The sequence below is a fragment of the Bacillus sp. AFS029637 genome (genome assembly GCF_002584985.1).
Classification (GTDB): domain Bacteria; phylum Bacillota; class Bacilli; order Bacillales; family Bacillaceae_G; genus Bacillus_A.
This window is the reverse complement of the sequence record NZ_NUPZ01000031.1, coordinates 128024-145701: the sequence shown is the minus strand read 5'-3', so window position 1 is coordinate 145701 and position 17678 is coordinate 128024. Positions and strand designations below refer to the sequence as shown.

Annotated in this window: 4 protein-coding genes; 2 read left to right on the top strand and 2 right to left on the bottom strand. The window is 37.5% G+C overall.

All coding sequences use genetic code 11. From position 1 onward, the window contains the following. Window positions 1–60 precede the first annotated feature (60 nt). On the top strand, window positions 61–696 hold the full coding sequence (locus COE49_RS27685) for a Gly-Xaa-Xaa repeat protein (protein ID WP_483295621.1): 636 nt from the start codon (window positions 61–63) through the stop codon (window positions 694–696). Window positions 697–1346: 650 nt separating this feature from the next. Next, entirely contained in the window at window positions 1347–16373 is a 15027-nt protein-coding gene (locus COE49_RS16850) for a DUF7507 domain-containing protein (protein WP_098945967.1), read from the top strand. Window positions 16374–16447: 74 nt separating this feature from the next. Here COE49_RS16850 and COE49_RS16845 read toward each other — a convergent pair whose 3' ends face one another. Then, window positions 16448–16588, bottom strand: coding sequence for an FbpB family small basic protein (locus COE49_RS16845; RefSeq protein WP_088231530.1), 141 nt, complete (start codon window positions 16586–16588; stop codon window positions 16448–16450). 182 nt (window positions 16589–16770) lie between these two features. After that, a complete protein-coding gene (locus COE49_RS16840; RefSeq protein ID WP_098252643.1) occupies window positions 16771–17637 on the bottom strand; it encodes a 5'-3' exonuclease in 867 nt (288 codons plus the stop codon). Window positions 17638–17678: the final 41 nt, after the last annotated feature.

Genomic DNA, 17678 nt, shown 5'->3' with positions numbered 1-17678 from the left:
ACTGGCAACACTGGAACTACTGGAACTACTGGAACTACTGGAACTACTGGAACTACTGGCATCACCGGCAACACTGGAGCTACCGGAAATACTGGGGCTACTGGCATCACCGGCGCTACTGGATCCACTGGCATCACTGGAACTACTGGAAATACTGGAAATACTGGTCCTACTGGCGACACCGGAGCTACCGGAAATACTGGGGCTACTGGCATCANNGGTCCCACTGGCATCACTGGTATCACTGGGGCTACCGGATCCACTGGGCCTACCGGAGCATTTGCTCCAACCTATGCAAGTTTAACCTTACTAGTCAACCAAACAGTTGTAGCAAACGGAAAAGTTAACTTTTCTGGTGGTATCTCTCACCTTAGTGGAATTACATTTAATGGGACAGATACACTCACTATTCAACAAAGCGGAGATTATATGATAACTGTAAATGTATCTCCAGCACTAGGGTCAGTTACCCCAGCAGCATTCGGTGTTGGCTTAAACAATAATCCTTCCCCTAGCACAAACATGGTATCTAACGTATCTGGTGGGATGATTTCATCAACCACCATTACTACATTAACAGTAGGCACAACACTTTCTTTATTTAATAATTCTGGTGCATCCGTTTCTTTAAATAACGGGGCTGGCGGCGCATCTGGAGCTGGCGTAGCAAGGGTCACAGTCACAAAGGTTAGTTAGAAATAACGTGAGTTTAACTCCTTATCCTTGTTTAACATACATTAATGGAAAATAAGACCTTCACTTTTAAAATCAATTTACTTCTATACTTAAGTAATTGACAGTAGCTTAAAATAAAAACGATTGAAGTTTGATTAATTCACCCCAAACTTCAATCGTTTTTCATATCATAAAGTACATTTTTTAAAATTTAATTCACTACATTATCTAATAACACATCAAAATTATTCAACGTGTAAATTCACTTCATTTATAACAACTTTCTATTTCGTTCCACTAGCCGTACTCGCCTCTATTTCATTGTCTCTAAATATTCTTTCCCCAGTTATTGCGAAGTAAACATTCCCATTTTACATAGAAGACATTACAAACATACGATTAATCCGAAAACGCTTATGGTCTTAAACGTAACCACTCAATGTAATTCTTACTTTATATAGTATGTCTCGAAAAGGAAACTGTTGAAACAATGCTTGCATAGAAAACTTCCTCGGTCATTTAAAGTCAGAGTATTCACGTTTTATCCACTTTCCATCGTCTTATCTAGACATTTTGCTCATTCTTTCCGAATCAACTTGTACATGTTTCCCTTTACTAATCACACACATATCCTATTTTGACCAAGACTATATTGTAAATGAGGTGACAACATGCCCATTACGAATCGATTTTCTACCACCACTAACGGCGCACTCGCTATTACAGGAAACACACTCGGTTTAAGTAAGATTAGCAATCTAAATCGTGCTGGTACAATCGGGGCAATTGGTGCATTCGTAACTACGAATACTGCTTTACAAGTACCGAGTTTTCCTGCTGGTACAACATTAAACTATACACAAAATAGTTCTACCGCTATTTTAACTATTCCTGCTGGTAGTACTATTCTTTACGCAGAACTTGTTTGGGGCGGAAACTACTTATCTCGTGATCAAAACATTACAAGCATATTGGGGAATCCTGTTTCTTTTACAACACCTGTGTCAACATACTCAATTACTCCTTCAGCTGTTACAGCTTCTAATCAAACATTCGTTTCTGGATCTGTCACATTTGGATTCTATACAAGATCCGCAGATGTAACATCCCTCATTCAAGCCGCTGGATCTGGCTCTTATACAACTGGATCTGTCCCTGGACTGGTTGATCCTTTAGACGCTTCTAATGGGGCTATCAATTCTTCTGGATGGACGCTCATTGTCGCTTATCAAAATGGTTCCTTACCCGCAAGAAATTTAACAATTTACGTAGCTGGTAACCGGGTTTCTGTAGAAACTGGTAGTGCAGATGTATCTGTATCAGGGTTTTTAACACCTGCGGGAGGACCAGTAAGCGGACGATTATTTTTAAGTTCTACTGAAGGAGATGCTGATTTAACTGGGGATCAAGCTTTATTTGGACCAAATTTCAGTTCATTAAACGCTTTATCTGGGCCAAATAATGCTATAAGTAATTTCTTTGGTTCTCAAGTGAATAACGCTGCTGGAAATTTAGATACAACTGGGACATTTGGAACGCGAAACCAAAGCGCTTCTACAAGTACAAATATCTCTGCCGGTAGGCAAGGTTGGGACATTACTTCTATTGATATTTCTCCTTATTTAACAAATTCTCAAGTTTCCGCCGCAATCCGTTTAACAACTAACGGAGATGCGTACATGTTAAATACAGTCGGTTTACAAATTAATATCAATTCACCTAACATACAAGCAACGAAAAGTGTGAATAAAAGTGTTGCTGCAATTGGAGATGTTCTCACTTATACCGTTACTATCCCTAATACCGGTCTTCTTCCCGCCAATAACGTTATTTTTATAGATAATCTTCCTACCGGTACTTCCTTTATACCTGGCACTGTAACGGTAGATAACGTACCACAAACAAATGCAAATCCTGCCGCTGGTATATCTCTTGGAACAATTAATAATAGCGCTTCTCGTACAGTAACTTTTCAAGCGACTGTCGTTTCTCTTCCAACTCAAAACCCTATCGCTAACACTGCTAATATTACATTTCAATATACACCAATTGCCGGAGGAACCACTTTTAACGGCCTTGCAACAAGCAACTCTGCAGGAACACAAATTAACCTCGCAGATATTAATGGCACAAAATCAGTTAACAAACTATTTACCGATATTGGTGAAACGTTAACTTACAGTATTGCCTTAGCTAATATAGGTAATATCCCAGCAACTAACGTTATATATACAGATCCGATTCCTAGCGGGACTACTTTTATTCCTAATAGTGTAACTGTTAACGGAGTTACCCAAGCTGGCGCAAATCCCGCTACTGGTATATCAATTGGATCTATTGCCGCAAATTCTACTACTACTATTTCATTTCAAGTATTCGTTCCTTCTATTCCCCAAACAAATCCAATATTAAATAGTGGTACAACGACATATCAATACGTTCCTGTACCAAATCAACCGGCAGTAAGTGGGACTGATACGACAAATATTGTCTCCACTCAAGTGAATAATGCTACTGTAACAATGACGAAAGCAGTAGATAAAAACTATGCAGATATTGGCGATACACTGACTTACACTGTTGCCTTTACAGGTACAGGTAATATGAATGCGACCAATGTTATTTTTACAGATGTCATTCCTACTGGAACAACTTTTATTCTAAACAGTTTAACAATAGATGGCACAACACAAGTTGGCGCAAATCCGGCTAATGGTGTGAATATAGGATCTATCCCAACTGGCACGACCAAAAATGTTTCATTTCAAGTAGTAGTAAATACAATTCCTCCATCAAACGTCGTATCTAATGGATCAAGCGCTTCTTATCAGTACACCGTCAACCCTAGTCAATTACCCGTTACAAAAAACATTTCTTCTAATCTCGTTTCCACTCAAATTAACAATGCCAATTTAACATTAACAAAGTCTACAAATAAACAATTTGCCAATATAGGAGATACAATAGGCTATACGATTCTTATTACTAATAGCGGAAATACCCCTGCAACAAATGTTCAGATTACAGATCCTCTTCCTACTGGTACAATATTGACTCTAGGGAGTGTATTCCTAAACGGTTCATTACAAAATGTAAATTCACTTGTAGCATTCTCTCTTGGAACAGTACCAGCAGGGGCTACATTTACTCTTTCTTTCCAAGTAACAGTGATTAATATCCCCGTACAAAACCCAATTATCAATAATGCCTTTGCCTCTTATCTTTATACCGTAAATCCAGCATTGCCAGCAACTTCAAAAACAGCAAACTCTAATTCTGTTACAACAGCAATTAGAAATGCAAACCTTTCCGTTATAAAATTTGTGGATAAAACCTTTGCTGAAGTCGGCGATACGTTAACCTATACATTCTCCCTCTCAAATAGCGGAAACGTGGCAGCAAATAACATCATAATAAGCGACACCATCGCAAACGGCACTTCTTTTGTAACGAATAGTATCATCGTGAACGGTGTTCCACAGCCTGGTATAACACCCTCGAACATAAATGTAGGGAGTATAAATGCTGGGAGTACAATTTCAGCCTCATTTCAAGTTACTATAACAAGTATCCCAAATCCAAATCCAATTCAAAACAGCGCTTCTATATCCTATAACTTTATCGTTGATCCAAACTCTTCACCTGTAAGTGCAAGCATAACTTCCACCACTACATTTACTCAAGTAAATGACGCAAATGTGATTTCAGCAAAAACAGTGGATCGAGCTTTCGCTACCGTTGGAGATATATTAACTTATACCGTTACTTTAACGAATGCAGGAAGTGTCTCTGCTGATAATCCTACTTTTATAGACATAAACCCAGATGGTACTACCTTTATTCCAAACACTTTCCGCATTAACGGTACACTACAAAATAACGCAGATCCAAATGTTGGCGTTCCTTTATCTTCCATTCCTGCTAGCGATGCAATTACGGTTTCTTATCAAGTAACCGTCGCTTCTTTACCAGTCCAAAACCCAACCATAAATTCATCTAGTACACAGTATAGCTTCATTCTAAATCCAGGCGGTCCAACAATTACAGAAACATCGATAAGTAATATTGTAAGTACACAAATCAACTTAGCAAATGTAACTATTGTCAAAGAGGTAGATTTAACTATCGCTGATGTCGGGCAACCAATCACATATACAATCTCTTTAGCTAACCTTGGAAATACTCCAGCAAATAATGTTGCTGTTACTGACATACTGCCTCCGGGAACGACTCTCGTACCAAATAGTATTTTTATAGGTGGTACTTTACAGCTAGGTGCAGACCCAAGTACCGGTCTTCAAGTCGGCTCCATTCCTGCCGGTGGTTTTACAACGATTATTTTTCAAATAAGTACAAATGGGCTACCTTCACCAAACCCAATTCAAAACAGCGCTTCACTTCAATATAGCTTTATCACTGATCCAAATTTACCTGCTGTCATTAAAAGCGATACTAGTAATATAGTAACTACACAAATTAATACTGCTACGATTGTTGCTACGAAGCTAACGAGTACAAATTTTGCTGATGTTGGTGATTCCGTAACATATACAACTACTTTAACGAACAACGGAAATATTTCTGCTTCTAATATAATATTTACTGATATCATTCCAGCCGGCACCACCTTCGTTCCTGATAGTGTAACGATTAATAATGTCCCTATAGCCAATGCAAATCCTGCTAACGGCATCTTGATTGGTACGATAGGACCGAATTCATCACGTACTGTTGCATTCCAAGTTTCTGTACCAAATATCCCTGCTATAAATCCGATTACGAATCAATCAGGCACTACATTCCAATACACGTACGATCCATCCAAACCAGCTGTAATGCAGATGGTTGCTTCTAACACTGTACAGACAACTATTAATAACGCCTCTATTACCGCTGTAAAATCTGCAGATAAACAGTTTGCTAATGTAAATGATATTATTACGTATACGGCTACTTTAACAAATACCGGAAACACCCTTGCATCAAATGTGATTTTTACAGATATAATTCCGAACGGGACTTCATTTATTCCTAATAGTGTGACTGTAAACGGCAATACACTTCCAAATGTAAATCCTGCAAACGGCGTCACAATCGATCCAATAAACCCTACTACAAATACAACAATTTCATTTCAGGTAAAAATAAATTCCATACCTAGTCCGAACCCAATCCCGAATCAAAGTAATACAACATACCAATATGTCGTAAATCCTAACTTGCCTCCAACTTCCGCCAATGCGTTAAGCAATCTAATAACGACTCAAATTAATAACGCCACCATTGTCGCTACGAAGTCAGTGAATACGCCGACAGCTGCAATTGGAGATATCGTTACCTATACGATTGCAGTTACGAACACAGGGAATATCCCTGCCAGTGCTACAGTTTTAACAGATGGACTTGGTGCAGGCGCTTCCTTTGTCCAAAACTCCGTAACTATCAATAATGTTCCGCAGCCAGGATTAGATCCATCACTTGGTATTCACTTAGCAGATATTTCACCTAGCGATACTGTATTTATTACTTTTCAAGCAAAAATATTAGCAATACCGCCTAATGGAACATTAACAAATAATGCACTAGTAAATTATGAGTATACGGTGAATCCAAGCCAATCTCCTGCTACCGGTAGCACTGTAACAAACACAACCACTACTCCGATTATTGACGCTACTTTAGTCTTAAATAAAAATGCGAGTACAAATTTCGCCACGCTTGGTGATACGATTACATTCACTTCATCTGTTACAAACACAGGGAATACTACTGCGAACAACATTGTTTTTACAGATACAATGCCAAATGGTACTACCTTTGTCCCAAATAGCTTTAAAATAAATGGTGTAACCGTCCCGAATGCAAATCCACAAACCGGTATCAATGTTGGTAACTTGAATGCAAATGCATCGATTACACTTAGTTTTCAAGTAAACATTACAACGATTCCAAATCCTAATCCAATTCCGAACAAATCATCGCTACAATATAGCTTTATTGTAGATATAAATGAACCACCTGTTTCACGAACAGTTCAATCCAATAAAACTTTTACACAAGTAAATACGGCTTCCGTTATCGCAACAAAAACTGCGAGCAATGCATTTGCTGCTGTTGGAGATACAATTACGTATACAACTACTCTCACTAATGGTGGAAATACTTCTGCAAACACACCTGTTTTTATTGATATATTACCACCTGAACTTTCATTCGTGCCTGATAGCATACAAATTAATACCATCCCACAACTCGGATTTAGACCAGATAGCGGGGTTTCTTTAGACCCGATTCCAGTTGGGGGAACGACAACAATTAGCTTTCAAGCTGTCGTTGGCTCAATACCAGCTACAAATCCAACATTGAACCAATCTAGTACAACATACTCTATCATTGTTGATCCTACCCAGCCACCGGTGACAGAAACAGCTACAAGTAATCCAACTTTAGTTCAAATTAACGAAGCAATCATTCAAGCAACGAAAAGTGTGGACCGTATCTTTTCTGACGTCGCACCTGGAAATTCATTTTTAACGTATACTGCTTTATTAGAAAATATAGGGAACACAACTGCTACTAATATCATTTTTACAGATCCGATTCCAAATAATACAGTATTTATAGAGGATAGCGTTCGAGTAGGTGGGGTTTTATTACCTGGGGTAAATCCAGCGAGCGGGATACAAATTGGGGATATTATTGCAGGGGATTTTATAAACGTTACCTTCCGTGTGCAAGTAGTTAGCATTCCAAATCCGATTTTCACAATTGGACCTGGTGGCCCAAACTCACCGGTTGTAAACGGCGCTTCCATTGATTATCAATTTATGACAGGACCTAATTTACCACTTGTTTCACGAAATACAACATCTAATTCTGTTTCGACACAAATAAATTCCGGGGAAATTGTGGCAATCAAATCTGTAGATAAAACTTTCGCAACGATTGGCGATACAATTTCTTATACAATTACATTAAGTAACCCTGGAAATGTCAATTCACAAAATATAATTTTCACAGATATTTTACCTGAAGGAACAACATTTATTTCCGGAACTTTGACAAATGATTCTGGTACACAGCAAATCGGAAGTCCAGCTAGCGGCATTCAGATTGGAAATATAAATCCAAGTGGAACGGCCGTTATTACTCTCAACGTACTTGTTACAAACATTCCAAGTATAAATCCAATTACTAATTTTAGTTCTGTACAATTTGCACATGTGGTCGATCCTAGCCAACCTGCCGTATTACAAACGAATGTATCTAATGCTGTTTCGACAACAATTAATAGTGCAATATTAAATACAACAAAAAGTGCTGATAAATCTATCATTTCTGTTGGAGATACGATTACGTATACAACTACTATTACAAATACAGGAAATACAACAGCTACAAATATTACATTTACGAGCGCTATTCCAGCTAGCACTACATTCATACCCAATTCAGTCACAATAAATGGATTTCAGCAGCCTGGTGCGCAGCCAGCCCTTGGAGTAAACATACCCAACATCGCTTCTGGTGAAACAGTAACTGTTACTTTCCAAGTAAAAGTTCTGTCTGTTCCTCCTTCCAATTCCATCATGGATAATGATACAATCTTGTATTCTTATACTATCGATCCGAACGGAACACCTATTACAACTTCTATTACAAGTAACATTGTTACAAACCCTGTGCAAGATGCTATGATAACGATGATAAAATCAGTCGATCAAACACTTGTAACACTAAGTGATACCATTACCTATACGACAATTTTGACAAATAACGGGAATACAAATGCAACGAATATTACTTTCACTGATCTTATACCAGATGGTACAACGTTTATTACTAATAGCGTTACAATAAATGGCATCACACAAATCGGACTCACCCCTAATACAGGTATAACGATTGGATCAATTGCTCCTAACAGCTCAATATCTATAGCATTCCAAGTTACAGCTACTTCAACACCAATTCAAAATCCGATTGCCAACTCTGCTACTGCTTCTTACACATTTATCGCTGATCCAACTGCACCGATTGTTACAAGGACTGCTACTTCAAACACAGTGTTTACTACAATTAATACAGCTACAATTCTTTCATCAAAGCAAGTAGACAAAGCCTATAGCTACATCGGGGATACACTCACCTATACTGTCACTTTAACAAACAACGGAAATTCATCCGCACAAACTGTTATATTCTCAGATACCATGCCGAGCGGAACTACATTTATTGCAAACTCATTTTCTATTAATGGAATTCCTCAAAGTGGCGCGAATCCAGTGAATGGTGTAAATATTGGGCCTATAACAGCTGGGAATACAGTAAAAGTTTCCTTTCAAGTAAACGTAATCTCCTTACCAACTGAAAATCCAATTGTAAATTTCTCATCGACATCGTATCAATTAGTCTCACCGCCTGAGGCAGAAACTTCAATTAGTAATCCTGTTTCAACGCAAATTAAAGAAGCAATATTATCCATGACGAAAAATGAAAATATATCCTTTGCAAATATCGGGCAAACTGTTTTTTACACTACTTCTATTTCGAATATAGGAAATACGGATGCAACTAATATAGTATTCACAGATGTATTACCAAGCGGACTCACATTTGTTCCTAACACATTAACGGTCGATAGCGTTTTACAACCGAATGCGAATCCAAATACAGGTGTATTACTGGCAACACTTCCACCAAATGAAATATATAGTATCGTATTTCAAGTTACGGTGAACAGCATTCCACCTAGTAATCCTGCACAAAATACAGCATCCACGACGTATGAATTTACTGTTGATCCAGGAAATCCGCCAGTATCGAATACAACTAGCTCTAACACTACACTTCTTCAAATAAACAACGCAAATATTATTAGCACAAAAACAGCAGATCTTACTTTTGCGGATGTTGGTAATATAATAACATTTACGCTTACCCTTTCTAATACCGGGAATGTGGCTGCAACTGATGTAACTATTATCGATATTCTTGATAACAATTTAAGTTTCGTTCCAAACAGTTTCATAGTTAATGGGCAAACCATTCCTAACGCTGATTTATCTACTGGTGTAAATATCGGTTCAATTAATGGTGGAAACACAACAATTGTCACATTCCAAGCCACCGTTTCAACCCTCCCAATCAACAATCCCATTTCTAATTCGGCTCTTACCACTTACCGTTATATTGTTGACCCAGATCAGCCGTTCATTTCAACTTCTAATCAATCTAATACAACGACGACACAAATTAATAGCGCTATCCTTACTGCACAAAAAAATTCAAATATGGCAACGGTAGACATTGGGCAAGATATTATCTACACCGTTACAATTACAAATAGCGGAAATGTTAGTGCAACGAATGTTATTTTTACCGATATTATCCCAGACGGAACTTCCTTTGAACCGAATAGTTTTACACTTAACGGAACTATCATCCAAAATGCAAATATAATTACAGGTGTTCCAATTGGTGATATCGCGCCAAATCAATCTGTCATCGTAGCATTTCATATTACTGCAAATGAAATTCCGCCTATAAATCCAATTACCAATCAAGCTAACGTTAGTTTTCAACATATCGTTAATCCAGATAATCCACCTATTTCAAAAAATATTGCTTCTAATAGCATTGCAACAACGATTGAAAGTGCTATTTTAAATACGAAGAAAATAGGAGATAAAACATTTGCAACAATTGGTGATACGATTACGTATACAACTACTATTACGAATACAGGAAATATCCCAGCTAACAATGTTGTTTTCTCAGACCCTATACCGACGTGGACACAATTTGTCGCAGGATCAGTTGTTGTTGATGGCACTTCATTGCCATCTGCTTCTATCATTGACGGTGTTGTCATAAATACAATTAATCCAAATCAACTCGTCACAATTATGTTCCAAGTTCAAATTGTAAGCAATCCAACAACGTTCACACCCGAACTCCAAAACTTAGGATTTGTTAACTTCCAATATAACGTAGGAAATGCATTACAGGCTCAACCTGGCAATGTAGAAACGAACGTCTTCGTTACTTCTATTAATTCAGCAATACTTTCCGCTTTAAAAACGGCTAATACAGCCTTCGCAAATATCGGAGACATAATCACTTATACAGTTTCCATTCAAAATAGCGGTAATACAACCGCTACAAATCTAAATTTCTCAGACATTATTCCAGCTGGAACAGCCTTTGTTGAAAATAGTTTTTCTGTAAATGGAAGTACTGTTCCAGGGGCAAATCCGAATAACGGAGTGAATATCGGAACCGTTAGTGCAGACAGTCCAGTAACCGTTACTTTCCAAGTTATTGTAACAACGACCCCACCTTCAAACCCAATTACAAACGTTGCATCTATTCAATACGTATTCCTTGTTGATCCGACTGCTCCTCCTGTTACAGGCACAATAAATTCTAATAGTGCTTCAACACAAATTAATAACGCTACTGTTACAACTGTTTTAGAAGCAAATCGAACAATCGTATCTATCGGCGATGTAATTACGTATACAGCAACATTAACGAACACTGGAAACTTCCCGGCAAACTCTGTATTACTCATTAACAGCATTCCTGAAGGGGCATTATTTGTTCCAAATAGTGTTACGCTCAACGGGATTTCACTTCCAGATGCAAGTCCAACTCTCGGTATTCCAGTTGGTATTATCGCACCAGGTGATTTTGCTACTATTACGTTCCAATTTCTTACTAATTCTATTCCACCACAAGGAGCAATTATAAATCAAGCCATTACAAGTTACACGTATATTGTCGATCCAAGTCAACCTCCAGTTACAGCAACCTCCTCATCTAATACGGTTAGTACAGCTGTCGTTGATGCATCGTTATCCGTAATTAAAAGTACAGATTCTCTCGTACAATCTACTAACGATACAATCACTTACACAGTAGTCGTTCAAAATAACGGAAATACAACTGCAAATACAGTAACTTTAACAGATTTAGTCCCAGAAGGAACTGCATTTATTCCTAATAGTATTACCATTAATAGCGTTTCAGTTCCAGGTGCCGATCCAAACGTAGGGATACCATTAAACGCCATCGCGCCTTCAGAACTTGTCACCGTCATATTCCAAGTTCTCGTTCTGTCCCTTCCAAGCGTGAATCCAATTTCTAATACAGCCGATATTAACTATACTTTTACCGCTGATCCGAACGCTCCTATCGTCTCTCGAACAATTACGTCTAATCCAGCATCTACACAAATTTCGGATGCGACTATTCTTTCTTTAAAAGCAGTCAATGTACAACAAGCAACAACAGGTGATATTTTGATCTACACGATAACATTAGACAATAACGGAAATATCCCAGTAACTAATCTTTCATTTTTAGATTCTACTCCGGATGGAACTACATTCGTAGAAAATAGTTTTACACTTAATGGAACAGCTATACTGGGTGCCAATCCAAATGTAGGTGTCACTTTGCCTAACTTAGCAGCAAACACTACTCACCTTATTTCGTTCCAAATTCTTATTAACGACCCATTCTCGCAAGAATCTATTACAAATCAATCGAACACAACCTATACAATTCAACCAAACCCGGGGCAACCGCCTATTACTGAAACATCCACAAGTAATATCGTCATCACAAATTTCGTGCAAGCACAATTAACAATTACAAAAACATCCAATCCAATAACTGTGGATATTGGTGGAACTATACTTTATATTTCTGAAGTAAAAAATATCGGCAATGTTGATGCAATAAATACTATTTTCACAGATTCTATTCCAGCTGGGACTACATTCGTTCCAGACAGTGTCACAATTAACGGTGTCTTGCAGCCAGGTATCAATCCAGAAAACGGCATATCGATTGGAACGATTCCAGCTAGCAGTTCAAAAACGATACTATTTCAAGTGCAAACAAATAATCCACCTAATGAAACCGAAATTGAAAATCAATCATCTGCAACTTACCAATATGTAAGTATCCCTTCAGCTCCACCAGTGAATCGCTCTGCAAATTCTAATATTGTTACAACATCACTTCAAAATGCAAATATTATTTCTGTTAAAGGGGCGAATGTAACTTTCGTATCCATCGGACAAAATATCACCTACACAAATACACTGCAAAATATAGGAAACGTTCCAGCTAACAATACTGTATTCATTGATAACATTCCAGAAGGTACTATATTCATTGAAGATAGCTTGCTAATAAATAACGTGACTCATCCTGGCGCGAACCCTGAAAATGGAGTAACTCTTGGCACGATACAACCAGAAGAAACAGTCACTATTTCATTCCAAGTACAACTTACAAATATACCTTCTGGCAATACAGTCAGTAACATTTCAGACACCTCGTATGAATACCAAATTGGCCCTAGTTCCCCTATTATTCAGCGTAGATCGTTATCAAATGCAGTAAATACCGAAGTGCGGACGGCAAATGTTAGTACGAGTAAATCTGCTAATAGATCCATTACACGCATCGGGCAAATTACCACATATACAGTCGCAGTTACAAACTCTGGCACAATACCTATTACAAATACGACCCTAATTGACGCAATTGCAGCTGGGACCACATTCATTCCCAATAGCATCCTTGTAGATGGCATACCAAGACCTGATGAAAATCCAATTACCGGTATCAATCTTGGTATTATTCTTCCAAATCATACAATTATCGTTACGTTCCAAGTAAATGTAGTCTCTATACCTTCACAAAATAATATTAATAATACCGCTGTCATTCACTATGAATATCAACCGGACCCAAGCGCGCCACCAATTTCAGAAACGAGCTCTTCCAATACTACAAATATACAATTTATTGATGCTATCCTTATCGCTACAAAATCCGCTAATAAAGTATTAGCTACTATCGATGAAACCATTGTATATACAGTTTTCATTAAAAATAACGGATCCACTACAACTAACTCCATCTTTTTTACAGATACTATAGAAGATGGAACAGTATTTATTCCGGGAAGTGTAATAGTTAACAACACTGTACTCCCTGCAGCAGATCCGAATATCGGCTTTTCCATTCCTAATATCGCGTCAGGTCAATCGACTACAATAACATTCCAAGTTTCCGTTACGAATTTACCAGATGTAAATCCAACACCTAACACTGCAAACATCGCCTACGACTTTATTTTCAATCCTGACTTTGCACCCATTCAAAAATCTACTACTTCCAATACTACTTTCGTTCAAATTAACGACGCTGATATCGTTTCACTTAAAACTGTTGATGTGACTTCTGTAATAATTGGTGACATTTTAACTTATACAACAACTTTAACGAATATAGGAAATACAGATGCTACTGCTGTTGTATTTACAGACAATATTCCAGACGGAACAACCTTTATAGACGATAGCGTTTTAGTAAATCATATTCCTCAGCTTAACGCCAATCCAAGTGCCGGTATACTTGTAGGAACAATTGCTCCTAACATTTCTATCTCAGTTACATTTTCTGTTACCGTCGTAGCTCTTCCAGCTAGTGGTCGCATTCAAAACCAATCAACTTCTCGTTATACAATTAATAGTGAAGAACAAATATCGACTAGTAATATTACCTTCACTGAAGTCATTTCTGCCAATGTAATTGCGACAAAAACTACGCCTATCCAATATGCTGACCTACAAACTATCATCCCCTACACCATTTCCATCATAAATAACGGGAATATACAAGTGGAAAACATTCTTGTTACAGATATCATTCCAGCAAATACGAGCTTTATAGAGAATAGTGTTATTGTGAATGGCAACGCTCGTCCAAATGACAATCCACTTAGCGGGATACAACTTGATAACATTCCCCCTAATACAACAGCAACTATTCTATTCCAAGTACGAGTTACTGCCATTCCGCAAACAAATCCAATCTCTAACACAAGTACAATTGAATATGAATACACGGTACCGGACCGGCCACCAATTACCAAGACTATTCTTTCATCAGCTGCTGTAACAGAGATTAATCATGCGAATTTGAGTAGTAATAAAACTGTTAACCTTGCATTCGCAACAGTCGGTGATACGTTAACGTATACGATTACACTACATCAAACTGGTAATGTTTCAGCAAATGATGTAATTATTCAAGATATCATCCCTCAAGGGACTACGTTTATAGAAAATAGCGTCATTGTAAACGAAGAAACGCTTCCGGGAGTTAACCCAGTAAGCGGCATACCAATTGGTACTATACTTGTCGGTGGCAATGCTATCGCTTCATTCCAAGTAACTGTGACTTCTATTCCAACGCCAAATAAACTAAACAACAAAGCAATTACTACTTTTAACTATGTAGTCAACCCAAATAACTTACCTAGTACAAATACAACTACAACAAATACAGTCACAACAACCGTCCAAAATGATAATGTCATTGCTATGAAGTCTGTTGATGTCACGCATGCCTTACCTGGTCAAACTTTAACGTATACAATTACGATTACGAATAGCGGTAATATAACGATTGAAGATCTTCTTGCTACAGACATCGTGCCAGTAGATACAACCTTCGTTACTGGCAGTGTTACGATTAACGGAATCAATCAGCCTAATGCAAATCCCGAAAACGGTATTAAGTTAGACAATCTTGTCCCTAATAAAGCTGTTATTATTACGTTCCAAGTAACAATATCTGCTTCTACTCTTCAATCCGCAATAAATAACGATGCCGATATTTCTTATGCTGTTACTATTGATCCAACCGAACCACCTATTACAGTTACAAAGCAAACAAATATCGTTACAACGACAATCGTTGATCCCATGGTTCGCATTGAAAAAACAGCTGACAAATCTATCGTCGTTATAGGAGATAGTATTACATTCACATTAAAGATAGTTAATCATTCTCCAATTCCTACAATAAATACTTCCGTGTTAGATATCATTCCAGCTGGTACAATATTTATAGAAAACAGTGTAACAATTAACGGTACTCAAATCCCCAATGTTCGTCCAGACACTGGTATGAATATCGGTGCTTTACCTGCAGATTCAGTAGCAACAATAACATTTGAAGTTCTCGTCACTTCTCTCCCTTCGAACAATACAATTATCAATTCCGCAACAGTTACAGCAGCTTTCCAATTGACACCACAGGATCCAATTATTACTTTCATCGTTAATTCAAACATTATACGCATACCAGTTCAATTTATTACCGCAACAGTAATCAAAAATGCTTCCGTCAGCTCGGCTTATTTAAATCAATATTTTGATTACACGGTGCAGATTACGAATATTTCCGATATTTCACTTTTAAACATTTCTTTACAAGACACCATTCCAGCAGATTTACAATTTATGAATGGCACTGTCTTGATTAATGGTGAGCGCTCTCCACTAGCAAATCCGAATGTCGGTTTCCTAATCGCTACTCATTTGGAACCACATGAAACAATTATCGTGTTATTCACAGTACAAGTGATAAACCCGCCTGTTAATAATGAATTTAAAAACAGTGCAAATGTTTCTTTACAACTTCAAACCACTCCGACAGATCCACCAATTACCGTAACCCTTACAAGTAATGAAAACATCGTCACCTTTATTCCAGAAAATCCAGATGAAACACTTCCAAATTTAAATTGCTTCTTTGACGGTGAGCGCTTTATACGAATTACTCCTCGGAATATACGAAATTACTTTTGGATTTGGTGGCGGTAATCAAAAAAAGAAAAAGCTTGTAATTTGGATACTCTCCAAATTACAAGCTTTTTTCACGAACAAAATGATAAGACTCAACTGCTAGTAGCGCTATATGCTACATGTCGTTTCTCAATCCGTTCTTCAATTTCTTTCATATTTTCCTTATTCGTTAGTAGAGATTGTTTATTTTCTATTAATAATTGTTTAAAGGATTTTCTCACTTTTTTTCGCATTTTCATTTTCCTCCTTGGGGGATGGTTTATATAAAAGATAAAGAATTATCTGGTTGTTCTTATAATAATGGATTGTTGTGAATTCCATTTGAACTTCATATGAAAATTCCGTTTATTTTCTGACAACTTTGTGAACAAAAAAGAAAGGCCGATTAAAAATATTTAATCGGCCTTTCTACTTTTTATAACATATTTATTAATATTTCAGGTCTTCCCCAATTCATTTCTTCACAAACGAATCTAAGTTTTTCTTCATCCATTGTGTGTAACCCTTCTTCTAGTGAACATGAAATTGGAACTTCACAGTGAATTTGTGCTAATTGTAATGAAATATTTAAGTTCTCTAAATCACTTTCAATTTTTGTACGCTGTGCTTTCGTTAATGCGGCTACGTTTTCTAGTACAGCTGATACTGTTCCATGCTCTTGAATAAGCTTATACGCTGTTTTTTCACCGATACCTTTTACGCCTGGATAGTTATCACTCGTATCCCCCATGAAAGCTTTCGCATGAACGATTTGCCACGGTTCCACCCCTTTCTCTTCCATGATTTTCTCTGGTGTGTAATACTCGTAATTTCCGATTCCTTTACGCAGAAGCATAACTGTAACATTCTTATCAACAAGTTGAAGTAAATCTGTATCACCTGTTAAAATATAAACTTCCGCTTCATTGCAGTATTGTTTTGCAAGCGTACCGATACAATCATCTGCTTCATACCCTTTCATACCGATGACCGGAATAGATAATTTAGCAGTCATTTCTTGTACTAAATCAAATTGCGGAATTAATTCTTCTGGCGGCGCTGCACGATTTGCTTTGTAATTCGAGAACGATTCTGTTCTGAATGTTGTACTTCCCATATCCCAGCACGTTACGATATGCGTCGGTTCGATTGCTTGCGTAGCTGTTAATAAATGCTTCATATAACCATGAATCCCGTTCGTTGGGGTACCATCTTGTCGTTTCATAAATTGTCCGTAGACACTTGTTGCATAAAAAGCACGAAATAATAGTGCCATACCATCAACTAATAATACTTTTTTCATAGTTCCTCTCCTACTAAAAAAATAATAACCCCACGTTATCA

What these genes read in the sequence shown, in the direction of transcription:
- COE49_RS16845 (WP_088231530.1), bottom strand. Translation starts at nt 16,588, where the DNA reads ATGCGAAAAAAAGTGAGAAAATCCTTTAAACAATTATTAATAGAAAAT.
- COE49_RS16840 (WP_098252643.1), bottom strand. Translation starts at nt 17,637, where the DNA reads ATGAAAAAAGTATTATTAGTTGATGGTATGGCACTATTATTTCGTGCT.
- COE49_RS16850 (WP_098945967.1), top strand. Translation starts at nt 1,347, where the DNA reads ATGCCCATTACGAATCGATTTTCTACCACCACTAACGGCGCACTCGCT.